The 21,471-nt window shown below is 68.7% G+C and carries 22 protein-coding genes; 12 read left to right on the forward strand and 10 right to left on the reverse strand.

Going from position 1 to position 21,471, the window contains the following annotated elements; genetic code table 11:
• Nucleotides 1–20: 20 nt before the first annotated feature.
• Nucleotides 21–668, reverse strand: coding sequence for an SWIM zinc finger family protein (locus C438_RS08345; protein WP_004968919.1), 648 nt, complete (start codon nt 666–668; stop codon nt 21–23).
• A gap of 219 nt (nt 669–887) precedes the next feature.
• Between C438_RS08345 and C438_RS08350 the strand changes: the two genes are divergently transcribed.
• Entirely contained in the window at nt 888–1,091 is a 204-nt protein-coding gene (locus tag C438_RS08350; protein ID WP_004968920.1) for a DUF7472 family protein, read from the forward strand.
• A gap of 120 nt (nt 1,092–1,211) precedes the next feature.
• On the opposite strand, the gene C438_RS08355 is transcribed toward C438_RS08350, so the two are convergent.
• The gene (locus C438_RS08355) at nt 1,212–2,312 is read right to left on the reverse strand and encodes a DNA primase (RefSeq protein WP_049917924.1); all 1,101 of its coding nucleotides are present in this window, start codon (nt 2,310–2,312) and stop codon (nt 1,212–1,214) included.
• Nucleotides 2,313–2,455: 143 nt separating this feature from the next.
• Between C438_RS08355 and C438_RS08360 the strand changes: the two genes are divergently transcribed.
• Together C438_RS08360 and C438_RS08365 are read left to right on the forward strand one after the other, a co-directional pair.
• The gene (locus tag C438_RS08360; RefSeq protein WP_004968922.1) at nt 2,456–3,049 is read left to right on the forward strand and encodes a DUF7474 family protein; all 594 of its coding nucleotides are present in this window, start codon (nt 2,456–2,458) and stop codon (nt 3,047–3,049) included.
• A gap of 76 nt (nt 3,050–3,125) precedes the next feature.
• Nucleotides 3,126–4,484 carry an MFS transporter gene (locus C438_RS08365; RefSeq protein WP_049917889.1) on the forward strand — a complete coding sequence of 453 codons (1,359 nt, stop codon included), beginning with the start codon at nt 3,126–3,128 and terminating at the stop codon, nt 4,482–4,484.
• A 127-nt stretch (nt 4,485–4,611) separates the two neighbouring features.
• Here the strand turns inward: C438_RS08365 and C438_RS08370 are convergent, their stop codons facing one another.
• Complete coding sequence (locus C438_RS08370; RefSeq protein WP_004968924.1) at nt 4,612–5,355, reverse strand: DNA polymerase sliding clamp; 744 nt, start codon at nt 5,353–5,355, stop codon at nt 4,612–4,614.
• 273 nt (nt 5,356–5,628) lie between these two features.
• Here C438_RS08370 and C438_RS08375 point away from each other — a divergent pair, with 273 nt between their 5' ends.
• Entirely contained in the window at nt 5,629–6,096 is a 468-nt protein-coding gene (locus tag C438_RS08375) for an arsenate-mycothiol transferase ArsC (protein WP_004968925.1), read from the forward strand.
• A gap of 44 nt (nt 6,097–6,140) precedes the next feature.
• On the opposite strand, the gene C438_RS08380 is transcribed toward C438_RS08375, so the two are convergent.
• On the reverse strand, nt 6,141–8,390 hold the full coding sequence (locus C438_RS08380; RefSeq protein ID WP_004968926.1) for an amino acid permease: 2,250 nt from the start codon (nt 8,388–8,390) through the stop codon (nt 6,141–6,143).
• A gap of 398 nt (nt 8,391–8,788) precedes the next feature.
• Here C438_RS08380 and C438_RS08385 point away from each other — a divergent pair, with 398 nt between their 5' ends.
• The 3 genes from C438_RS08385 (at nt 8,789) to C438_RS08395 (ending at nt 11,023) form a co-directional block, all read left to right on the forward strand.
• On the forward strand, nt 8,789–9,568 hold the full coding sequence (locus C438_RS08385; protein WP_004968928.1) for an Lrp/AsnC family transcriptional regulator: 780 nt from the start codon (nt 8,789–8,791) through the stop codon (nt 9,566–9,568).
• A gap of 148 nt (nt 9,569–9,716) precedes the next feature.
• The gene (locus C438_RS08390) at nt 9,717–10,496 is read left to right on the forward strand and encodes a 23S rRNA (uridine(2552)-2'-O)-methyltransferase (protein ID WP_004968929.1); all 780 of its coding nucleotides are present in this window, start codon (nt 9,717–9,719) and stop codon (nt 10,494–10,496) included.
• Nucleotides 10,497–10,645: 149 nt separating this feature from the next.
• Nucleotides 10,646–11,023 (forward strand): DUF7475 family protein, encoded by a 378-nt coding sequence (locus tag C438_RS08395; RefSeq protein ID WP_004968930.1) that lies wholly within the window; start codon nt 10,646–10,648, stop codon nt 11,021–11,023.
• A 119-nt stretch (nt 11,024–11,142) separates the two neighbouring features.
• Here C438_RS08395 and C438_RS19675 read toward each other — a convergent pair whose 3' ends face one another.
• From C438_RS19675 to C438_RS08410, 4 genes are all read right to left on the reverse strand, one after another.
• Entirely contained in the window at nt 11,143–11,319 is a 177-nt protein-coding gene (locus C438_RS19675) for a hypothetical protein (protein ID WP_004968931.1), read from the reverse strand.
• A 55-nt stretch (nt 11,320–11,374) separates the two neighbouring features.
• Complete coding sequence (locus C438_RS08400; protein WP_004968932.1) at nt 11,375–12,094, reverse strand: queuosine precursor transporter; 720 nt, start codon at nt 12,092–12,094, stop codon at nt 11,375–11,377.
• Entirely contained in the window at nt 12,087–12,263 is a 177-nt protein-coding gene (locus tag C438_RS08405; RefSeq protein ID WP_004968933.1) for a ribbon-helix-helix domain-containing protein, read from the reverse strand. The genes C438_RS08400 and C438_RS08405 overlap by 8 nt, the downstream gene beginning before the upstream one ends.
• 121 nt (nt 12,264–12,384) lie before the next feature.
• Nucleotides 12,385–14,526, reverse strand: coding sequence for a twin-arginine translocase subunit TatC (locus tag C438_RS08410; RefSeq protein WP_004968934.1), 2,142 nt, complete (start codon nt 14,524–14,526; stop codon nt 12,385–12,387).
• Between the two features lie 130 nt (nt 14,527–14,656).
• On the opposite strand from C438_RS08410, the gene tatC reads away from it, so the two are divergent.
• Nucleotides 14,657–16,156: a twin-arginine translocase subunit TatC gene (gene tatC / locus C438_RS08415; RefSeq protein WP_004968935.1), complete on the forward strand. Its 1,500-nt coding sequence runs from the start codon at nt 14,657–14,659 to the stop codon at nt 16,154–16,156.
• Between the two features lie 110 nt (nt 16,157–16,266).
• On the forward strand, nt 16,267–16,590 hold the full coding sequence (locus C438_RS08420) for a hypothetical protein (RefSeq protein ID WP_004968936.1): 324 nt from the start codon (nt 16,267–16,269) through the stop codon (nt 16,588–16,590).
• 28 nt (nt 16,591–16,618) lie between these two features.
• On the opposite strand, the gene C438_RS08425 is transcribed toward C438_RS08420, so the two are convergent.
• Nucleotides 16,619–17,101 (reverse strand): SRPBCC domain-containing protein, encoded by a 483-nt coding sequence (locus C438_RS08425; RefSeq protein ID WP_004968937.1) that lies wholly within the window; start codon nt 17,099–17,101, stop codon nt 16,619–16,621.
• Between the two features lie 74 nt (nt 17,102–17,175).
• On the opposite strand from C438_RS08425, the gene C438_RS08430 reads away from it, so the two are divergent.
• Nucleotides 17,176–17,814, forward strand: a complete 639-nt coding sequence (locus C438_RS08430) for a histidine phosphatase family protein (RefSeq protein WP_004968938.1) — start codon at nt 17,176–17,178, stop codon at nt 17,812–17,814.
• Between the two features lie 76 nt (nt 17,815–17,890).
• Here the strand turns inward: C438_RS08430 and larE are convergent, their stop codons facing one another.
• A complete protein-coding gene (gene larE, locus C438_RS08435; protein ID WP_004968939.1) occupies nt 17,891–18,787 on the reverse strand; it encodes an ATP-dependent sacrificial sulfur transferase LarE in 897 nt (298 codons plus the stop codon).
• A gap of 178 nt (nt 18,788–18,965) precedes the next feature.
• Here larE and C438_RS08440 point away from each other — a divergent pair, with 178 nt between their 5' ends.
• On the forward strand, nt 18,966–20,960 hold the full coding sequence (locus C438_RS08440) for a MutS-related protein (protein ID WP_004968940.1): 1,995 nt from the start codon (nt 18,966–18,968) through the stop codon (nt 20,958–20,960).
• A 170-nt stretch (nt 20,961–21,130) separates the two neighbouring features.
• Nucleotides 21,131–21,400, forward strand: coding sequence for a hypothetical protein (locus tag C438_RS08445; protein ID WP_004968941.1), 270 nt, complete (start codon nt 21,131–21,133; stop codon nt 21,398–21,400).
• Nucleotides 21,401–21,471 lie beyond the last annotated feature (71 nt).

Below are 21,471 nucleotides of genomic sequence, written 5' to 3' on the forward strand. Positions count from 1 at the left end.
CGGATTTTCTGGCGCTCCGCTCACGCCCGAGCGAGTCGCTCGCCGAGCGTGCGAGCGCCGACGAACCCGCGCTCGACGCGACTGAGCCGCGAGGCGGGGAACCGGTAGGCATGCAGTTCGCCGAGGTCGGCGAGGCCGGCGTTCACCGGCAGCGAGTCCAGATACACGGCCTCGAAGGCTGGTTCGTGGTCGCCGTAGTCGCGGTTGCTCTCGTACGCCGAGACGAGGCGTCCCGTCTCGGTCGGCGTCTCGTCGGCGCGGGTGCCGAGCGCCCGCGTGACGACGAGGAGGCTCCCGCTCTCGCGGTCGTGGACGAGGTCGCCGGCGCGGTGTTCGTGGTCGGGACAGAGCTGTGGCCCCGTCGCGTCCATCGGGACGAACGTCTCGTCGCCGCAGACGGCGCAGGTGGCGCTCCGGCGGCCCGGCGGCGGGACCTCGCCGCGGGTGATCTCGATGGCGACCCGGCGGAGGTGCTTACAGCGGGCGTGCCGGATGGCGTTGTCGGGGCAGGTGCAGGTGCGCGCCTCCACGTCGACGACGTAGGTTCCGCCGTCGGTTTCGACGACGTAGCGACCGTCGCGGAGCGGCCGGACGGCCATCGGCTCGACGCGGGCGCGGCGGGCGCGCCCGACCAGTCCGTCGGACGGGAGCGTGGTCTTGCGGCGCACCGGGCGGCGAGTCGACGCGGGTGTGTGTGCGATGTGCGTCATGGTGGTGCGGGATTCCGACCTTACCAGCGGCTGTTCGAGGTCGGTTTCCGTCACCTGCAAGTAGGTTCTCGAACGACCTAAACCCTCGTTTCGCGTGGAAAATCGGGCGCGTGAGTGGCTCTCGTCGGGCATCCGCCCATCGAAGACCTTTTAGAACGGCCGCGGATACGTCGTCGCATGGCTATCGAAGCGGAGATGCGGCGGAAGATTGCCGTCTCCATCGTCGCGGTCGGGGTGTTTATCGCCCTCATCGTCGGCATCGGTGCGACCTACAACCAGAGTGGACTCGCCTCCACCGGCGGGTTCGCACTCGTCGGCGCTATCACGGCGTTCGTCCTCGTGATGGCTGGTATCGGCGTTTGGCTGTCGCGTTCTTCCTAACTCGGTCGGTCGGTTTCGGTGACGTGTTCGCCGTCGCGGGGCGCTCGACGCGTAGCGGCGGCGCTCGGCGGTCGGCTGACGGCCCGCGGACGGCTCGCAGAAACGCTCTTCGTGCCCTCGTCAGTCGGCGGCTTCGTCCGCGGCGGCCGCGTCCGCGTCGGTCGTCGCCGTCTCGAAGTACTTCATCGGGTGCTTGATGGTGTCACAGCGGTCGTCGCGGTTCACACAGAGGTCGTACGCCTGCATCGTCTCGCAGGTCGGCGGCGCGTACTGCGACCCGCTTGAGTCCGCGAGGACGGTCGCCCGCTTTTCGAGCTCCTCGGCGTTCGCGTCGCCGACGACGCCCCCGACCGCCTCGGGTTCGAGGCCGACGCCGACGAGGAACGCCGCGAGCGCGAACGCCGCCTCGTTCGGGAGGTCCTCGCCCTCTCGCGCCCGCGCCAACAGCGCCTCGACGCAGGGCGGGAAGTGGTCGGGGTCGACCGAGTCGACGTAGACGACGTTGACCGCGCCGCGGTCCGAAAGCAGGTTCCGCAGGCGCTCGACGTGGGGTTTGAGCGCGTCGGCGAGCCGGTCGCCGGCGTCGCTCCCGCGGACGGCGAAGGGAAGCCCCTCGGCGACCCGGCGGCGGACCGCCTCGCGGAGCAGTTCCGAGAGCTCCTCGCGGGTGACGCGGACCGCGCCGCCGGCCAGCGAGCGGTTGACGAGCCGCCAGTCCGCGCCCCAGTCGGTGTCGGAGTAGGTGAGGTACGGCCCCACGTCGACCCAGTAGTGGTCGGGCGCGCGGCGGCTGTTGCGGTTCCGGGTCGACTCGGCCCGCACCGCGCCGTCGAGGTCGAACTCGCGGAGGAAGTCGTCGAGGCTCGCGCGGGCCTCGCCGTGGACGTCGTCGTCGCCGGCGTCGAAGTCGGCGAGCATGCGCTCGTAGGCCGTGTCGGCCTCGGCGCGGGCGTACTTGTCCACCGCCGCGGGCGTCTCGACGAGCGAGACGATGATGCGCGAGATGGGGTAGGAAAGCAGTTCCGTCTGGGTGTCCCGCCCGTAGGCCTCGTCGGGGTCGGGTTCGACGGTGCCCTCCATGAGGGCGCGTTCGACGCGCTCGACGCCACGCTCGACGGCCGGGGCGTCCTCGGCGACGAGCGTCGCGATGGCGACGTCGGCCGATTCGACCGCCTCTCTGGCCGCGGCGAAGAACGGGTATCGGGCGTGGAGCGGGCGCATCCGCATACCGCCACGTTCCGGGTGCCCACCGATAAACGCGACGGATTCGGCGGTGGCGCACGGGTCGCGTGACCCCGTCACAGACCCGCCGGCGGCGACGCGCATCACACAACCTATTACCGACCACTTCCTCAGGCTCTCACGTGCCGCACTTCGACTACCCGTGTCCGGACTGCCGCGCCACGACCAGTCTCCACGACGCCGACTGCCGCTTCGAGGGGACGCCGTGGGTCGAAGTCGAGCGGGCCTACGTCGACATCGTCTCCGTCCTCGCTGGCGGCCCGTGCGACGAGGAGACGCTCCGCCGCGAAGCGCCGGGCGAGTGGGGACCGCTCCAGCAGGCCGCGCTCCGCCGACTCAAGCGCGACGAGCGGGTGTCGGAAGCGAACTCGGGCGTCCTTCGGCTCCTCACCGCCGAGGAGTTCAGAGAGGAGGTCTCGGAGCCGACCCGGGAGCCGATGCGGACGCTCCACCAGTACGGGAGCGTCCCCGGCTGTCACGACAACGCCGTCTTCGCCATGATAGCGTGGTACGAGATGGTCGGCCTGTCGTGGCCCGAGACGCGCGAGAACGTCGTCAACTGGCTCCGCGACACCGGTACGTGGGACCGCGGCGGCTTCGAGGAGGCGACGCCCGCCGAACTCGTCGAGAAGAAGCGCCACGTCTACGACGCGGGCTACGGCTGGAAGGAAAAGGCCGTCTCGGCGAAGCGCGTCATCGACCGCTACCGCTCTTGAGCGTCGACCTCATTCTCCTGCCAACTCGGCCAACTACGTCGTAACTGTTAGGCGCTTCTCGCGCGTCTGTGGTGTCGTGAGTGCCCCCGAGTCCGCCGTGTCTTCCGACGCCGAGATTTCCGAGGAGTCGCGGGGGACGCGACGCGCCCTCGCGGTCGTCATCGCCGTCGTCTTCATCGACCTCCTCGGGTTCGGCGTCGTCATCCCCATTCTGCCGTTCTACGTCCGGAGCTTCGGCGTCAGCGACGTGTACATCGGATTTCTGGCGGCGTCGTACTCGCTCATGCAGTTCCTCTTCGCGCCCGTCCTCGGTCGCATCTCCGACCGGCGGGGCCGCCGGCCGGTCATCATGCTCTCGCTCGTTGGGAGCGTCCTCGCGTGGACCGTCTTCGGCGTCGCCGGCGAAATCGACCTGCTTTTCGGGACGGCGCTCGCGGTGGCGACGCTGTTCGCCTCGCGGATGCTCGCGGGCGCGATGGGCGGCAACATCGCCACGGCGCAGGCGTACATCGCCGACATCACGCCGCCGGCGCGGCGGGCCGGCGCGCTCGGCCTCGTCGGCGCGTCGTTCAGCCTCGGGTTCATCTTCGGCCCGGCCATCGGTGGCCTGATGGCCTCCGACCCGGCGGTCGCGCTCGCCCGCGACCTGCTCCCGTCGTTCGTGCCCGCGACGCGCTTTTCGCTACCGAGCTTCACCGCGGCGGCGCTGAGCCTCGTGAGCCTCGGCTTCGCGTTCGTCTTCCTGCGCGAACCCGAGCGGACCCGCGCGCCCGCCGGCACGCCCGCGACGACGCTCGTCTCGCAGTTCCGCGCCGCCCTCGCCGACGACGACCTCCGGGGACTCGTCGTCTCGTTTTTCGTCGTCTCGGTCGCCTTCTCGGGGATTCAGGTCATGTTCATCCCCTTCGCGGCCGACGTGTACGGCTACGGCGAGACCGAGACGGCGCTGTTTCTGACCTACATCGGCCTGCTCGGCACGCTGAATCAGGGGGTCGTCGTCGGCCGCCTCGCCCGGCGCTACTCGGAGGAGAAACTGGCGGTCGTCGGCGCGGTCGGGCTCCTGCTCTCGCTCGCGTTGCTCCCGTTTTCGCCCGACATCGGGGCGGTGCTCCCCGCGGTCGGCGGGCCGCCGTGGCTCACCCGCGAACTCGTGGCGCTCCTCCTCGTCGGGGCGCTCCTGTCGTTCGGCAACGGGATGTTGAACGTCTCGCTGTCGACGCTCGTCTCCACGTCGGCGTCGGCCGACCAGCAGGGCAACGCCTTCGGCGTCACGCAGGGCGCGGGGAGCCTCGGCCGGACGCTCGGCCCGCCGTCGATGGCGGCGCTGTACGTCTTCGCGTACTGGTCGCCGTTCGTCGTCGGGGCCGTGCTCATCGTCCCCGTGGTCTACGTCCTCGCGTCCGTGGCGCGAGGTCCGCGGACTGAACCCACCTGAGGTTCGGTTCGCGCCGCCCGCCGCCCACGCCGACGCGGTCGCTGGCGGGTGAGAATCGAGAGAAACGAGTGGGACGGCTCGGATGGTCCGAAAACGACGCGGCCGCCGCGGCCGCCGAAACGTCCGTTCAGTCGCTCTGGATGCGCGGGGCGAGCATGTACGTGATGGTTCCCATCCCCTCTGCGATCTGGTAGTGAAGCTTGACCGGGAACTCCTCGCCGAGTTCGACGGTGACCTCGGCGTCGGTCGGAATCGCCTTGTTCATGTCCTTCAGGTAGTCGAGCGAGAACAGCGAGTCGGCCGCGCCCGCTTCGATGCTGATGAGGTCCGCCGGGGGGAGCGACAGGTCCACGTCGTCGGTGTCGCCCTCGGCCTCGATGTGGAACGTCTCTTCCGCGCCGTCGACGCGGAGGCGGATGTGGTCCGAGACCATGTCGGCCGCCTTGATACCGCGGTCGAGGTGCGTCCCTTCGAGGACGATGTTCGCGGCGAGGTCGAGGTCCGGGATGTCGGGTTCCTGGCGAATCGAGTCGGGGTCGATGAGCGCGAGCGTGTACGACAGCCCGTCGATGCGGATGTTGAGCTTGCGCGTCTCCTCGTCGAGCGTGAGGTGGATGAGGTCGCCCGCGCCCGCCATCCCGGCGACCTCTTCGAGGCGCGAGAGGTTGACGCCGATGACGCCGCCGTCGGCTTCGTAGGATTCGAACGCCGCCGCGTCGAGCGTGAGGTCCACCATGCCGACGTTCGCGGGGTCGACGGCGCGGATGGAGAGACTCTCCTCGTTGAGTCGAATCTTACACTCGTCGACGAGGACGCTCACGGAGTCGAGCGCGTCCCGGAGCGTCGCGGCGCTCACGATGGCCTTGAACATATGTGCCGTCGTACGACAGCGGTCTTAAAAATACTCCTGATTTGGACTCACCGCAATATGATGTTCGCACGCTCTCCCGCGTGCGCGCTCCCGCGAGCACCCCGCCGTTCCCCTCGGCTCCCCATGCGTGTTGTTGTCACAGTTTGGCTATCGAGCTAATCTCCTGATTTCAGTGGATACAGGCTCCAAAGCACTCAAATAGCTGATTGTGCAACTCCCGAGCATGGCGCACGACGAGACGAAGCCAGCCGCCCGCCGACGAGGTGCCGAGCGATGACCGACGCCGCCGATGTCGATGTAGACGCCGACGCCGACGCGACTGCGACCCGCGTCGCCTTCGTCTGCGTCCAGAACGCCGGCCGGAGCCAGATGGCGACGGCCTTCGCCCGCCGGGAGCGCGACGAGCGCGGCGTCGGCGACCGAGTCGAGGTCGTCACCGGCGGCACCGACCCCGCCGACCACGTCCACGACGAGGTCGTCGCGGTCATGGGCGAAGCGGGGTTCGACCTCGCCGACGAGACGCCCCGCGCAATCGAGCAGGACGAGATTATGGGCGTGGATATCGTCGTCACGATGGGCTGTTCGGCCGAGGGTATCTGCCCGATGACGTGGCGCGGCGACGCCCGCGACTGGGACCTCGACGACCCGGACGGACAGGACCTCGATGCGGTTCGGGCGATTCGCGACGACATCGAGGGGCGCGTCTCGGCGCTGTTCGACGAACTCGTCGGCGACGACTGAGTCGGGGGCCGGCCGGTCTCGATGCCGGACGTCCGACCCGCCCGTCAGCCGAACAGCCGCTCTCGGAGCGACCGCCGCCGCGGGCGCTCGGCCAGCAACACGGTCGTCTCGAGGTCGTTGAGCACGGACAGCGCCAGCGACCCGCCGACGAGTCGGGACAGCAGGCCGGACTCCGTCGCGCCGACGAGGACGAGCGACTTGTCCGCCGCCGCCTCGCCGATGACGGTCTCCACGTCGCCCGTTTCGACCAGTCGCTCCACTCCTTCTAGTTCGTGGTCCGCGACCCACTGTTCGAGGAACTCCCGACCGGCGGCGACCTCGTCGGCGACGTGTAGCACCGAGATGTTCGCGTCGGTCGTCGCTTGCAGTGCCCGTGCGACCTCCGCGGAGAGGTCCGACGAGTGGCCGCCCGCCGTCGGGAGGAGCACCTCGCTCGGGTCGAACTCCCCTCCGTCGAGGACGAGCACGTCGCACGGGAGGTCGTGGGTGAGTTCGTCGAGCGCGCCCTCGACCCGTCCGCCGGCGAGTTTCGCGCCGCTGTGGCCCATGACCAGCCTGTCGACGCCGTGTTCGCGCGCCGCGTCGAACACCTCTGCGAGTCCCTCGTGGGAGAGAATCGTCCGCGTGTCGACCGGCACGTCCAACTGTTCGACGTCGGCTCGCGCGTCGGCCATGAGCTGTTCGGACGTCTTCGAGATGCGGTCGCGCTGGTCGGCGGCGGCCGCCAGCGAGGTCTGGTCGGGGACCTGAATGACGTGGGTGGCGAGGACCCGCCCGCCGTCGAACTTGGCGAGCGCGGCCGCGAGCGTCACGAGCGCCCGCTCGGTTCGGGGGTTCGAAACCGCGACCATCGTCGTCGTCGCGGGCGCGTCGTCGATGTGCCCCGACCCGTTCGGCGCGACCGTCGCCGCGGCGTCGACGACCGAGTTCGGTAGCTCGTCGCCCCGAGAGAGGATGTGCCGACCGAGCAGGCCCTGCCTGTCGGCGTTGTTCCGTGCGTACACGAAGTACCAGACGACCGCGCCGACGACGAACAGCCCCGAAAGCAGGAGCTCCTCCCCGCCGACGAACGCCAGCAGTCCGAGCGAGAGCGCCATGCCGACTATCGGCGTAAACGGGTACAGCGGCACGGTGAACGCCGGGTCGTACTCGGGGTCCGTCTCCCGGAAGACGATGAGCGCCGCGTTCATGAGCGCGTAGACGACGAGGTGGAGGACGCTCGCGGCTTTCGCCAGCACCTCGATGTCTCGGCCGAGCGCCGCGATGAAGAGGATGATGACGGCACCCGTGACGAGAATCGAGCGGTAGGGCGTCGCGTAGTTCGGGTGAATCTCGTTGAGCCAGTTGGTGACGATTCTGTCCCGACCCATCGCGAAGTTGATTCGGGCCGACGCCAGAATCGACGCGTTCGCGCTGGAGGCGGTCGCGAGAAGCGCGCCCAGCGTCACGACGGTGACGGCGAGACCGGCCAGTCCGCCGGGGAACGCGACCTGCGTCGCCTGCGTCAGCGGCGCGCTCTGGCTCAGGTCCGGCCACGGAACCACGCCGAGCATGATGCTCACGAGAATCGCGTAGAGGACGGTGACGATGGCGACGCTCCCGATGACAGCCAGCGGGAGGTTCCGACCGGGGTTCTTCAGCTCCTCGGCGACGGTCGCAATCTTCGCGTATCCGAGGAACGAGACGAACACGAGCGCCGTGCCCGGCAGGATGGCACCGTAGCCGAACGGCGCGAGACCGCCGTCGCCGACGAGCGTCGCGAAGTCGAACGACAGCCAGCCCTGAACCGCGAACAGGGCCAGAATCGCCAACAGGACGGTGACGATGACCGTCTGCACGCCGCCGGTCTCCTTGGCACCGATGTAGTTGACGCCCACGAAGACGGCACCGGCGACGAGTGCGCCGACCTGCACCTCGTTGAGAAAGAGGAACTCCGGCATCGGCACGAGCGTCGCGAGGTACTGCCCGAAGCCGATGCTGTAGAACGCGGAGGCGAACGCCAGCCCCATCCAGTCGCCGAGGCCGGCGATAGAGCCGAAAAGCGGCCCGAGCGCGCGGTTGACGTAGTAGTACCCCCCGCCGGCTTTCGGCATCGCGGTGCCGAGTTCAGAGACCGAAAGCGCGTTCACCAGCGCGATGAGTCCCCCGACGACGAACGAGGCGACGACGACCGGGCCGGCGGTGCTGGCCGCGACGCCGGGCAGGACGAAGATGCCCGCGCCGATCATCGTCCCGATGCCGATGGTCAGCGCCGACAGGAGGCCGAGGTCTTTCGCGAGTTCCTCGTCGCTCATCCGTTGGCCTCCGTGCTGGCACCCTCGGTCCGTCGCTTCGGGACCCGCTGTTCGGGTCGGAGCGCCGCGTTGTCGGCCGTCTCGGTGACGTTCGTCTCGTTCATAGACGCTACCCGGTTGTGTAACGATATAAGCTCTGCCCTTCTACTACGGATTCGAAAATAGAAACGAGTATAATTTCTAAGAACGAAATTGTGGGCGAGTGAGAGAGAGAGAGGTCGCCCGCGTCCGGACTGGCTCGTCGTCGCGGCCCCTCACGGACCGGTACGGGGCCGCCCTCCGCCCCGCGGCTCCTCGTTCGAGCGGTTCCGTCTCGCAAAACGGGGGTCGTCCAGACAAGCCTTATAAGAAAACGCGGGGTAGCTAACTTCGCAAACCGAAACTCGACACAGCCACCGATGCCATATCGCAACACCGACCACCGCCTCGACGAAATCGACCGACGCATCCTCCACGCCCTGATGACCGATGCGCGTAACACGTCCGCCAGCACGCTCGCCGCGGAGGCCGGCGTCTCCGGAGCGACCATCCGGAATCGCATCCACAAGCTCGAAGACTCCGGAATCATCCGCGGCACCACCGCGCAGGTCGATTTCGAGCGCGCCGGCGGGAAGCTCACGAACCTCTATCTCTGCGACGTTCCCGTGACCGAAAGAGAGGCGCTCGCGCACGAGGCGCGGGCGATTCCGGGCGTCATCAACGTCCGGACGCTGATGACCGGCCGCCGCAACCTCCACGTCCTCGCGGTCGGCGAGAGCACCGGCGACCTCCGGCGCGTCGCGCGACTGCTCACCGACATCGGCATCCACATCGAAGACGAAGACCTGCTCGAAGAGGAGCTGTTCGCCCCCTACGGGCCGTTCGACCCCGAGGACGGCGGCCACGCGCCCGAGGCGAACGACTTCATCAGCCTCACCGGCGACGCGAGCGTCGTCGAGGTCTCGGTGCAGTCCGACGCGCCGATAGCCGACCTCACGCTCGAAGACGCCTCCGAGCGGGGGATTCTCGACGAAGAGACGCTCGTCATCGCCATCGAGCGGGGCGACCGGGAACTCACGCCGCACGGGGACACGGTCATCGAGCCGGACGACATCGTGACGATTCTCTCTCGCGCCGGCGGCGACGCGGACGCGCTGTCGGCGTTCCGCGGCCCGCAGACGGAGTCGTCTGCGGGCTGACTTCGGCGGTGTCGCGCCCCGGCCGCGCCGACGCGCCTTCGGGTGGTATCCGATGTGCCTTTCCGGTTCGACCACGTCACACCGATATGAACGCGAATTCGCCGGCTGTTCCCGCGCGGAACATCTCGGGCAGTTCAGCGAGGTAACCATGGCACGAAAAGACCACTACTACAACAAGGCCAAACAGGAGGGCTATCGCGCCCGCTCGGCCTACAAGCTGAAGCAACTCGACGGGGACGCGGGCCTGTTCGGTCCCGGTAACACCGTCGTCGACCTCGGTGCCGCCCCCGGCGGGTGGCTCCAGGTCGCCTCCGAAGAAGTCGGTGACCACGGCAAGGTCGTCGGCGTCGACCTCCAGCGAATCCGCGGCATCGACCGCGACAACGTTCAGACGATTCGCGGCGACATGACCGAAGACGAGACGAAAGAGGAGCTGACGGCCGTCATCGGCGAGCGCGGGGCCGACGCCGTCGTCTCCGACATGGCACCGAACATGACCGGCGAGTACTCGCTGGACCACGCCCGCTCGGTCTACCTCGCCCGGCAGGCGTTCGAGGTCGCACAGGAGCTGTTGGCGACCGGCGGCGACTTCGCCGTGAAGGTGTTCGACGGCCCGGACGTCGCGGACCTCCGCGCCGACATGGAACGGGAGTTCCAGTACGTCCGGTCGATGCGCCCCGACGCCTCCCGCGATAGCTCCTCCGAGCAGTACCTCGTCGGCAAGCACTTCCTCACCGCTCCGGTCCGCAAGGGCGACGAACTCGACGTGGAAATCGTCGACGTGGGAAGCGAGGGCGACGGCATCGCCAAGGTCGAGGACTTCACGCTGTTCGTCTCCGGCACGGAGGCGGGCGACACGCCGACGGTCCGCGTCACCGACGTGAAGCCCCGGTTCGCCTTCGCCGAACCGATAGACGACGAAGACTGAGCGCACCGACCGCACGCGACTCGCCGCCCGAGTCCGGCGTGTCTCGCGCCCGCGGGCCACCACGTCGCCGACCTCGTTTCCTCCGCAATTTGTGTCTAAGTTCGGGCAAGCATTATCCCCGTTTGACACGACTCTGCTCGTAAGTCACTATGTCAGCAGATACGACGACCACCGACTCGCAACCGTTGTTCACCGGCCTCCCGTCAGGCATCGTTCCGTACGTCGCCATCCTCGGGGCGTTGGCGTCCGTGTACGCCCACCTCTCGCTCGCGCCGGTGTTGATGCAGTTCAACCAGACGCAGGCGATTCTGTTCGTCCTCGCCGGCGTCGGGTTCCTCGCGGGCATCGCCGTCTACCTGAGCAAGTTCTGGCGGCGCGAGTTCTACCTCGTCGCCATCGCGTTCGCGCTCGCCCAAATCGTGGCGTGGGTCGTCATGAGCGGGCGAATCAGCGAGATGGCGATTCTCTCGAAGGGCGGCGAGGCCGTCTTCGCCGTCGCGGCGGCGTACCTCTATCTGAACGAGTGAACGAGCCGCCGGACGCCGACGGGACCGCCTGAGCGCGCGCTGTTCTTCCGCTTGTGCTTCTGCGTCTGCTTCCGCTTCCACTCCGCGACTCGGCGTCTCGTCGGTCTCGCCCGTCGTTTTCAGTCGTACACCACGAGGTCGAGCCGAAGTCCCGTTCGACACCCCTTCCACCCGCCGCGGCAGGCCCCGGTGGCGAGGATGTCCCCGAACGACGTGTAGGTCCCGCAGTTCGGACAGCGAACCCCCATCTCCATCCCGTCTCGCTCGGTGAGCCTGTGGCGGTGCTCGTCGGCCATACGTCGTGTGGTATGCTACCAAAAGAGATAAGGCGTCCGTCGCCCCGGGCGCGTCTCAGTCCGCGACCCAGCCGTCGGTCGAGGACTCGTCGTCGCCGCGGAGGAGCGCGACGGTCCCGTAGACGAACGGCGTGTCCACGATTGCGATGAGGAGCTTCAGGAGGTACTGGCCGACGGCGAGGCCGATGAGGACGTTCCACGGGAGCACGTCTCCGATGCCGAGGACCGTCGGCGCGACGTAGAACCCGACGCCGACGAAGATGACCGTGTCGATGGCCTGACTCGTCGCCGTCGAGACGATGTTGCGGAGCCAGAGGAACGAGCCGTCGGTCAGCTCGCGGATGCCGTGGAAGACGATGACGTCCCAGTTCTGACTCACGAGGTACGCGAGCAGGCTCCCGGCGACGATGTTCGTCCCCGACGAGAGCACCGTGGCGAACTGCGCGGCGAACTCGGGGTTCGCGGCGGGCGCGGCGATGGTGCTCCAGACGAGGCCGAGGAGGACGAAGTTCATGGCGAAGCCGACGTTCACCATGACCTGCGCCGCCCGGCGGCCGTACAGTTCGGAGTAGCAGTCGGACGCGAAGAAGGTGAGCGCGTACGCCAGCGCCGCCCCCGGCATGAGGATGGCCGCGCCGACGAACGGGAGTTCGCCCACCGCCGACGGCAGGGGAATCGAGAGCAGTTTCGACGCCGTCAACTGCGCCGTCGTCAGCGCGGTGACGAACAGGCCGACGAGGGCGACCTGCCCGACGGCCGAGCGCCCCTCACTCATCTTCGACGAGGCGGTTGTGTCGGTCGTCGATTTCGTCGAGGATGTCGAGCGTCTTCCGGATGGACGCCCGAACCGCATCGCTCCGGTTCACGAACTTCTTGTCGTCGCCGACGTGCTCGTCCAGGTCGCCGAGCAACTCGTCGGGAATCTCGACGCTTATCTTGGCCATATTCAGCGATTCTCGTGAGAATACTTAACGCCTTTTCAACGGCCGTAACGGCCGTGTTCGGCGCGCCCCCGGAACGGCGAGTCGCCGGGGGACTGCCGAGACAGTCGCGGGCGACTTCCGGTCACTCCGCCGCGCCGCGGGCGGGCGAGAGGTCGCGGCGGCCGCCGACCGTCAGCACGAACAGGACGCCGAGACCGACGCCGTAGGCGGCCATCAGCGGGAGCGTCACCATGAACATCGTGGTGATGCTCGCCGGGGTGAACACCGCCGAGATGGCGAGGATGAACACCGTGACCTCGCGCCAGCGCTTCCGCATCATCCGGTAGCTGACGCCGGCGGTGTTGAGAAGCACCATCAGGATGGGGACGTCCGCGAGGAGGCCGATGCCCGCGGTCGTGAAGAAGATGAGCCAGAAGAAGTTGGTGATGCGGTAGGAGATTATCATGTTCGCCGCGAGCGCGTCCTCGACGAGGAACGTGATGACCGTCGGCGCGACGTAGCTGTAGCCGAGCGCGAAGCCGCCGAGGAGGCCGCCGGCGAGCGCGCCGGTCCACAGGAAGACGGTCCGGCGGCGCTGGCGGATGATGTTGCGCTCGCGGAGTGCGGGCCACGCGAAGTACGCGAGGAGCGGAAGCGTCGCCAACACGGCCAGAATCGTCGAGAACTTCACCTCGAAGATGAGCGCCTCCATCGGGTGGAGCGCGACGACGTTGAGCACTTCTTCCGGCGTCACGACGGCGGGGAGCCGGCCGAGGAAGTCCTCGTAGACGTCCCGGATACCGCCCGTGTAGAGCCAGCCGAACGTCACCGCGAGGACGAGCATGAACCAGCCGACGACCCAGAACGCCCGCGAGGTGAGCGAGTCGACGATGAACGCGATGTCGGTGTAGTAGCCGCCGATGTCGTCCTCGTCGGTCTCGCCTTCGGTCAGTTCGGCGAAGAACGCGCCGCCCGCGCGAGTCGTCCGGTCTTCGAGTTCGCCCGGCTCGTCTTCGGCCTCGCGGTCCGCTTCGGCCTCGTCGAACCGGTCGATGAGCGCCTGCGCTTTGGCCTTGTCGCCGTCGTCGATGGCGGCGGACGCGAGGCCCATAATCTCGTCTTCGTCGCGGTCGGCGAAGACCTCCGGCGGCGCGGCGCGGACGCCGGCGACGTCGAGCGCCGAGAGGTCGAGCTTCGAGGGGTCGCCGACGCCGACTTCGGTGCGTTCGATCCGCTCGATGTCGCGGTAGACGAGGTACGCGAGCCCGAACGCGAGGCCGACGACGCCGCCGGCGACGACGAACGCGCCCAACGCGAGTTGCGAGCCGGGGTCGAGGAACACGTAGTCGCTTCCGACCGCGGCGAGGCCGTCGTTGACGAGTTCTACGCCGCCGTACTCGTAGAAGGCGTAGACGAGGAGGCCGCCGACGACGCCGACGCCCGCGAGGTGGTTCCAGTGGTGGGCCGCTGTCGCCTTGACGTCCATCTTCTCGCTCCCGCGTTTGGCCGTGACGACCACGCGGGCGAGATAGAGGCTGAACGCGTACAGCGAGATGACGGGGACCGCCCACATGATTTGGGTGAACGGGTCCGGCGGCGTGAACAGCGCGCCGAAGGCGAAGATGCCGACGACGGCGTGCCGCCACTTGTCGCGGAACAGTTCGTAGGGGACGATTTCGGCGTACGAGAGGCCGGTCATCGCGAGCGGGAGCTGGCTCGCGAGGCCGAACGAGAGCGTGAGCAGGAAGATGAACTGCGCCCACTTCACGATGGAGTAACTCGGCGTGAAGCCGGCCGACAGCGCGTTCTGCGCGAGGAACGCGAAGGTGAACGGGAAGAAGACGAAGTAGCCGTAGGCGACGCCCGCGGCGAACAGCACGACCATCGTCAGCCCGATGAGCGCGAGTTTCCACGGCGCGACGGGCGATTTGGGCCACGCGCCCCGGGCTTTCAGCGCGTCCCGCGAGACGTAGATGAACGGCGGGACCGCGAAGAGAATCCCCACGACGAGGCCGATTTTCGCCTGCAAGAGAATCACGTCGAACGGCGTCTGGGCGATGATGCTGACGTTTCCGGAGACGCTGGCGTCCATCTGCGCCTTGGTCACGCCCCGGAAGAACCCCCAGACGTAGAGTCGGAGCGCGTAGAACGTGCCGAGGAACCCGACGAGGAAGACGATAAAGACCTTCTGGAGGTCCTTTTGCGCCGCTCGGAGCATCGCACCGGCGGTCTCGCGGCCTGCCGCGATGGTCTGTTGGGTGTCCTCGTCGAGGGCGCTGGACATACGTACGTGGCGAAAGCAGTCTGGCGGTTATCAATCTTTTTCACCGCGGGCGTGATTTCGACCCCCTCGACGCGCCTCCTCGGCGCGATGCGAAAAGACCTATAACTGGCCGGAAGCGTAGGACACCTGAATGGCGGACGAGGAGCGCGACACAGGGCTCTCTGCGGCCGACGACGAGACGGATGCCTCGGGCGACGCCGACCAGCGCTCGTCCGACGAGTCTGGCGACGACGGGCCTTCGTCGTCCGACGGTCCGGTTTACGGTCGAGTCACCCCGCGAGACGAGGCCGTCACCGACGGGTTTGACGACGGCGAGACCGACGACGCTCCTGACGAGACGGACGACGACGCTCCCGACGAGACGGACGACGACGCTCCCGACGAGACGGACGACGACGCTCCCGACGAGACGGACGACTCCAACTCGGGCGACGACGATTCTGACGAGACCGGCGACGCCGACGGCGCTTCCGGCGATACTGACGACAGCGACGACGGCGACGACCCGGACGACGGCAACGACCCGGACGACGGCGACGACCCGGACGACGGCGACGACCCGGACGACGGCAACGACCCGGACGACGGCGACGATAGCGCTTCCGGCGACGCCGACGAGCCCCGCCTCCTCGCCGACGACGAACACACCTCGCACGTTCCCGAGGGGACGTACGACGATTCGCCCGAGGCGTCGGCCGACGCCGGAGCCGGACCGAACGCGGCGGCCGACGACGCGACCCCCGCTCTTTCGGGCGAGGACGAGGTGACCGGCGTGGCCCCGTCGACCGCGCCCGTCGAGGACGACTTCGACGACGAAGACGTGGGCGGCCTCGTCGGCGAGGCCCCCGAAAGCGACCAGGAGATGCCGCTGACCGCGCACATCGAGGAGATGATTCGTCGGTTGGCGGTCGTCCTCGGCGTCGCCGGCGCGATTACGCTCGTGCTCTTCCCCGGCGCGGACATCCTCAACGCGCTCGTGGACACGCAGGCCGCCTTCGGCGTCCACATCCCGAGCGCGACCGACGTCATCAACTTCCTCTGGAACTCCCACATCCCCGGCGCGGAGACCATCGTCGACCGCCGGCCGCGACTCTACGGCCCGCTCGAACTCATCCTCACCAAACTGAAGGTCGCCGGCCTCGCCGGGACCGTCATCGGCCTCCCCGTGTTCGTCTACGAGACGTACCTGTTCATGCGCCCCGGCCTCTATCCGAAAGAGCGCAGATACTACCTCGCGGCCGTCCCGACGAGCCTCATCCTCGCGCTCGTCGGCGTCCTCTTTGCGCACTTCGTGGTGCTCCCGGCCATCTTCGCGTACTTCACCTCCTACACCGAGGGGACCGCGGTCGTCGCGTTCGGTCTCAAAGAGACGTTCAACCTCATCCTCATTCTGATGGGCTACATGGCGGTCGTCTTCCAGATTCCGCTGTTCGTGGAGCTGGCCATCATGATGAACCTCGTCACCCGGCGGTGGCTCGAAGACCGCCGCCTGCTGTTCTGGGGCGCGTTCCTCGGCCTCGCGTTCCTCGTCAGCCCCGACCCGACCGGGATGGCCCCCATCATCATCGGCGCGACGATGATCGTCCTGTTCGAGGGGACGCTCGCGGCCCTGCGCTGGACCGGGAACTGACCGGCTTCTCGTTTCTCCCGTCTCCCCCTCGGCCGGTTCGCTCCTCCTCGTTTCCGCCGACCGCCGACCGTTCAGAAGACCTATCTTAGAATGGTTAGAATATCTATACGATGGCCGACCTCGTCGCCCTGTCGGTGGTCGCCCTCCCGCTCTGGTTCGTCGTGAGCGTCTGGGCCGGCATCGACGCGACCAGGCACAGTTCGCACAACGCCTTCCTCTGGGGTTTCTCGGTGTTCGTCGGCGGGGTTCTCGGCTTGGCGCTGTACCTCAACCTCGGGCGCGACGAACCCGGGGTTGGTCGCCGCGCGGCCGGTCAGTCGGCGTCGCCGAACGGCGTCCCTTCCGTCCGCACCGAGACCGTCACCTGTCCGAACTGCCACTCGTTGGAGGAGTCAGGGAGAGACACCTGCCGTTTCTGCGGCGAGTCGCTGTAACGCGCCGAATCCCCGAGACCGCGGGAAATCACGCCGCGTCCGTCGACTCCGCCGCCTCCCGTTTCTCGGCCGCGACCACTCCCTCGACGCGCGTCTTCAGCCCCTCGTTCATGGCGACGAACCCCGCCCGCGTCTCGTCGCCGACGAACCGCAACAGGAGTCCGGCGAAGACGCCCGAGAACGTCTCGGACTGCTCGAATCGGGTGCGCTCGCCGCCGTCGAGCGGTTCGAGGCGGAACCGGTGTTCGCCGTCGAACAGCCCCGGGAAGACGAGGTGGCCGAGCCAGCGCAGTTCACGGTGCTTCTCGCAGTGGGTCACGTCGGGTTCGAACTCCGACTCGCGGCCGCCCGGCGGCCGCAGGTGGACGGTGAGCGTCGCGCCCTCGTTCGGCCGCCCGGCGATTCGCATGAACGGGTTCCACTCGGGGTAGCGGTCGAAGTCGACGAGGGTCTCCCACACCCGTTCGGGCGGGGCGTCTATCTCGATGCTCGTTTCGAGTTCGTGTGCCATACCCAACAGTTGGCGCGCCGAGACCGTGAATCTCGCGCGGAACGTTCATTGCCGGTGGGGAGAGAGACGGACGTATGGCAACCCTCCTTCTCGCCAGACACGGCGAGACGACGTGGAACCGCGCCGGGCGCATACAGGGGTGGGCCCCCGTGTCGCTCACCGAGCGCGGCCGCGCGCAGGCCGACGCCCTCGCGCGCCACGTCGCGGACTCCTACGAGGTCGACCGCCTCGTCTCCTCTGACATCGAACGCGCCCAAGAGACCGCCCGCCCCGTCGCTCGCGAACTCGGGCTCGAACCCGTCCTCGACTCCGCGTGGCGCGAGCGCGACGTGGGGTCGCTTCAGGGGCTCGAATTCGACGAGCTCACGGACCGGTACCCGCAGTACTCCCTCTCGGCCGTGGGGACGCCCGCCGCCCGCGAGCGCCCCCCGAGCGGCGAGAGCCTCGTCGAGGTCCGCCGCCGCGTCCTCAACGCCCGCAAGGGGCTCGCCGACTCGCTCGCCACCGACGAGACGGTGCTCGTCGTCAGCCACGGCGCGCCGATTCGGCTGTCGCTCGGCGAGGTGAAGGGACTCGACGTCGTCGAGGCGATGCTGTCGCAACCGCTCGACAACGGCGGCATCTGCGAGCTCGAAGTCGAACTGAGCGACGACGGCGACGAGCCGTCCGTCCACGTCGTCGCCGAGAACGAGACGCGATTCCTGACGACGTAGGCCGTTCTGCGGGCGATTGGGCGATTCTCGGTGGGGTCGCGGCGCTCGCGTTTCCTCGCGTTTCCTCGCGTTCCGCTTACTTCCGCATCGGGTAGTCCTGCGCGAACACGTCGTCCACGAGGAGGTCGTCGTCGCCCGCGTCGGCGTCCGTACCCGCCTCGGCCGCGGGGCTGACGCTCCCGGTTCGGTAGCCGTGGAGGTCGAGCGTGACGTGGTCGAAGCCGGCGTCCTTCAGGTGGTCGCGGGCGGCGCGGACGAAGTCGGTGTCGAGCGCGCGGTCGAGTTCCTCCGGCGCGACCTCGATGCGGGCGAGGCCGTCGTGGTCGCGGACGCGGAACTGCTCGAAGCCCCACGTCCGGAGAATCGTCTCGGCGCGTTCGACCCGCGAGAGCCGTTCCTCGGTGACTTCGAGCCCGGTCGGAATCCGCGAGGAGAGACAGGCCATCGAGGGCTTGTCGGCGACCGACAGGTCGTAGTCGTCGGCGATGGCGCGGACCTCCTCTTTCGTGATGTCGTGGGCGAGAAGCGGCGACAGCACCTCTAACTCCTCGACGGCGCGGAGGCCGGGGCGGTGGCCCTCGCCGGGGTCCGAGGCGTTGGTCCCGTCGCAGACGGCCTCGATGCCGCGGTCGCGGGCGGCCTCGTACATCCGGCCGAGGCGCATCGTCCGGCAGTGGTAACACCGGTCGTCGTCGTTGGCGACGAAGTCGGGGTTGTCCAACTCGGAGAACTCGACGGTCAGGTGTTCGATGCCGATTTCCTCGGCGACGCGCCTCGCGTCGTCCAACTCGGCGTCCGGCAGGGTCTCGCTTTTCGCGGTGCAGGCGACCGCGTCGTCGCCGAGCGCCTCGTGGGCGAGTGCGGCGACCACGCTGGAGTCCACGCCGCCCGAAAAGGCGATGAGGACGCTCTCGCGCTCCGCGAGCGCCTCGCGTACTTCGTCGGCCTTCGCCGCGACGTCTCGCTCGCTCATGGCCTTCCTTCCCGGCCGACGGGCAAAAGCCCCTCGCCCCCGGCGCGAACGACCGCGAAGGCCGGACGCGCCGGCGAACCGGCCGCGACAGGCGCTCTCTCGGCGGGCGCGACCCGCGCGTCGTCCCGCGGTCACCACCCCGCGACTTTTTGTCCTATGCCGCGATAGGTCCGCCCGAATGGACTTCGAGACCATCCCGGGCGTCGGCGAGAAGACCGCCGCCGCGCTCGCGGAACTCGACGACGCCGAGCGAGCGCTCACCGACGGCGACGTGGCGGCGCTCGCGCGGGCACCGGGGCTCACGGAGGGCAGGGCGGCGGCCATCGCCCGCGGGGCGATTCGCCGCGACCACGACGACCCCGGCGGCTTCCTCGCCACCGACCGCGCCTCGGAGATATACCGCGACGCGCTCGGCCTCCTGCAGGCGCGGACGGTCACGACGTACGCCGAGAAGCGACTGGAGACGCTGTTTCCCACCGGGTCGGCCTCGCGCATCGAGGAGGTCCGGGCGTTCGCCGCCGACGCGACCGACCTCGACCCCGACCCCGACGTGCTCGCGGCGCTGGCGGGCGTCGAACCCCTCGCGGACCCGAAGCCGCGTCGCGTCCGCGAGCGCTGTCTCGCCACCGCCGACGCGGAGCGCTACGCCGCCGCCAAGGAGGCGTTCCCCGAACTCTCCATCGAGGTCGTCGAGAACGGCCGCGACATCGCCGAACTCGCGCGGTCGTACTCGACGGTGGTCGTCCTCGACGAGTCGTTCGCCGGCATCGACGTCGAGGGCGACGTGCGCGTCCTCCCCGACGCCGCCGAGCGGACCGACGAGGTCGTCCCCGAGCGACTGCTCGCCTTCTTCGCCGCGAACCGCGAGGCCTTGCAGGCGGCCGCCGCGGTCCACGAAGTCGCCGGTCTCGACCCGCCGTGTGACCTCGCCGCCCTCCGCGACGCCCTCTCTCGGCTGGCCGACGACGGGACCGTCCTCGGCGACGACGAACTCGAACGCCTCTCGAACGCGGTGGACGACCTCGACACCGCCGTCTCGACCGCCGAGTCGGTCGCCAACGACCGCCTCCGCGACGTGATTCGAGAGCGCGACGTGACCATCGAGGGGACCGATTTCCTCTCGCTCGTCGAGCAGGGCGCGCGCGTCGACTCCCTGCTGTCGCGCGAACTCGAAGACGAGTTCGACGAGGCGCTGGCGGCCGCCCGAAACCACCTCGTCGAGTCGCTGTCGCTCCGCCCCGGCGAGGCCGACCTGACGGAGCGGGTGTTCCCCGAGGACCCGTCGTTCCCGCTCGGCCACGACGAGGACGCCGTCGGCCGGCTCCGAACCGAACTGAAGGCCGCCCGCGACCGCCGCGCCGCGAAGCTGAAAGCCGGCCTCGCCGCCGACCTCGGCCACCTGCGCGACCCCGTCGAGACGCTGGTCCGCGACGCGCTCGAACTCGACGTGCGCCTCGCCGTCTCGCGGTTCGCCCGCGACTTCGACTGCGTCTTCCCCGAGTTCACCGGCGCGGCCGGCGACGACGGTGCCGGGTCGTTCGCCATCGAGGCCGGCCGCTCGCCCCTCCTCGACGTGGACTTCGCGGACGTCGACCCCGTGGACTACGAGGTGTCGGGCGTCACGCTCCTGTCGGGCGTCAACAGCGGCGGCAAGACCTCGACGCTCGATCTCGTGGGCCTCGTCGTCGTCCTCGCGCACATGGGGCTTCCCGTCCCCGCCGAGTCGGTCCGGCTCTCGCGGTTTTCCGAACTCCACTACTACGCCAAGTCGCAGGGCACCCTCGACGCCGGCGCGTTCGAGAGCACGCTCCGCGACTTCGCCGCGCTCACCGACGGCGCGGCCGACCGACTCGTCCTCGTGGACGAACTGGAGAGCATCACCGAACCCGGCGCGTCGGCCAAAATCATCGCCGGCATCCTCGAAGAACTCGCCGAACAGGGCGCGGCCGCGGTGTTCGTCTCGCACCTCGCCGGCGGCATCCGCGAGGCGGCGGACGTGTCGGTCGCGGTCGACGGCATCGAGGCCGTCGGACTGGAGGACGGCGAACTCGTCGTCAACCGCTCGCCCGTGAAGGACCACCTCGCGCGCTCGACGCCGGAACTCATCGTGGAGAAACTGGCTGGCGAGAACGAGACGAGTTTCTACGGGCGACTGCTGGAGAAGTTCGACTGATTCGACCGTCTGTGGCGATGTTCGACTGACGCGGCCGTCTGTGGCGATGTTCGACTGACGCGGCCGTCTGTGGCGATGTTCGACTGACGCGGCCGTCTGTGGCGATGTTCGACTGACGTGGTCGCCCGCGGCGACACACGATTTATCTTGGCCCGCCGACAACTCCGCCCGTGCCCTCCGACTCGCTCTCCCCCGAGGAACGACAGCAGTACGATCTCGTCTACCACGCCACGAAGAACGCCCTCTGGGACGTGCTCGGGACCGCCGTCTACCTGGTGTTTCTGGTGTTCGGCGGGTTCCTCGTGCTGTTCGTCTTCGTGCTTCCGGCGCTTAGTGCGCTCTCGCGGACCGGTGGGACGCCGGTCGCCCTCGGTATCGGCGCAGTCGGACTGCTCCTACTCGTCGCCATCGGCTACCGACTCGTTCGGCTCCTCCAGTAGGCGACGCCCCGATTCGTGAGTTCCCACCGGACCGCGGCGACGACGGCGACCGCCTCTCGCGGGCGGGTGCG

The sequence above is a fragment of the Haloferax denitrificans ATCC 35960 genome (assembly GCF_000337795.1).
Taxonomy (GTDB): Archaea; Halobacteriota; Halobacteria; order Halobacteriales; family Haloferacaceae; genus Haloferax; species Haloferax denitrificans.

Coding starts and splice junctions, on each gene's coding strand:
- C438_RS08350 (WP_004968920.1), top strand. CDS start 888: ATGGCTATCGAAGCGGAGATGCGGCGGAAGATTGCCGTCTCCATCGTC.
- C438_RS08355 (WP_049917924.1), bottom strand. CDS start 2,312: ATGCGCCCGCTCCACGCCCGATACCCGTTCTTCGCCGCGGCCAGAGAG.
- C438_RS08370 (WP_004968924.1), bottom strand. CDS start 5,355: ATGTTCAAGGCCATCGTGAGCGCCGCGACGCTCCGGGACGCGCTCGAC.
- C438_RS08375 (WP_004968925.1), top strand. CDS start 5,629: ATGACCGACGCCGCCGATGTCGATGTAGACGCCGACGCCGACGCGACT.
- C438_RS08380 (WP_004968926.1), bottom strand. CDS start 8,390: ATGAGCGACGAGGAACTCGCGAAAGACCTCGGCCTCCTGTCGGCGCTG.
- C438_RS08385 (WP_004968928.1), top strand. CDS start 8,789: ATGCCATATCGCAACACCGACCACCGCCTCGACGAAATCGACCGACGC.
- C438_RS08390 (WP_004968929.1), top strand. CDS start 9,717: ATGGCACGAAAAGACCACTACTACAACAAGGCCAAACAGGAGGGCTAT.
- C438_RS08395 (WP_004968930.1), top strand. CDS start 10,646: ATGTCAGCAGATACGACGACCACCGACTCGCAACCGTTGTTCACCGGC.
- C438_RS19675 (WP_004968931.1), bottom strand. CDS start 11,319: ATGGCCGACGAGCACCGCCACAGGCTCACCGAGCGAGACGGGATGGAG.
- C438_RS08400 (WP_004968932.1), bottom strand. CDS start 12,094: ATGAGTGAGGGGCGCTCGGCCGTCGGGCAGGTCGCCCTCGTCGGCCTG.
- C438_RS08405 (WP_004968933.1), bottom strand. CDS start 12,263: ATGGCCAAGATAAGCGTCGAGATTCCCGACGAGTTGCTCGGCGACCTG.
- C438_RS08410 (WP_004968934.1), bottom strand. CDS start 14,526: ATGTCCAGCGCCCTCGACGAGGACACCCAACAGACCATCGCGGCAGGC.
- tatC (WP_004968935.1), top strand. CDS start 14,657: ATGGCGGACGAGGAGCGCGACACAGGGCTCTCTGCGGCCGACGACGAG.
- C438_RS08420 (WP_004968936.1), top strand. CDS start 16,267: ATGGCCGACCTCGTCGCCCTGTCGGTGGTCGCCCTCCCGCTCTGGTTC.
- C438_RS08425 (WP_004968937.1), bottom strand. CDS start 17,101: ATGGCACACGAACTCGAAACGAGCATCGAGATAGACGCCCCGCCCGAA.
- C438_RS08430 (WP_004968938.1), top strand. CDS start 17,176: ATGGCAACCCTCCTTCTCGCCAGACACGGCGAGACGACGTGGAACCGC.
- larE (WP_004968939.1), bottom strand. CDS start 18,787: ATGAGCGAGCGAGACGTCGCGGCGAAGGCCGACGAAGTACGCGAGGCG.
- C438_RS08440 (WP_004968940.1), top strand. CDS start 18,966: ATGGACTTCGAGACCATCCCGGGCGTCGGCGAGAAGACCGCCGCCGCG.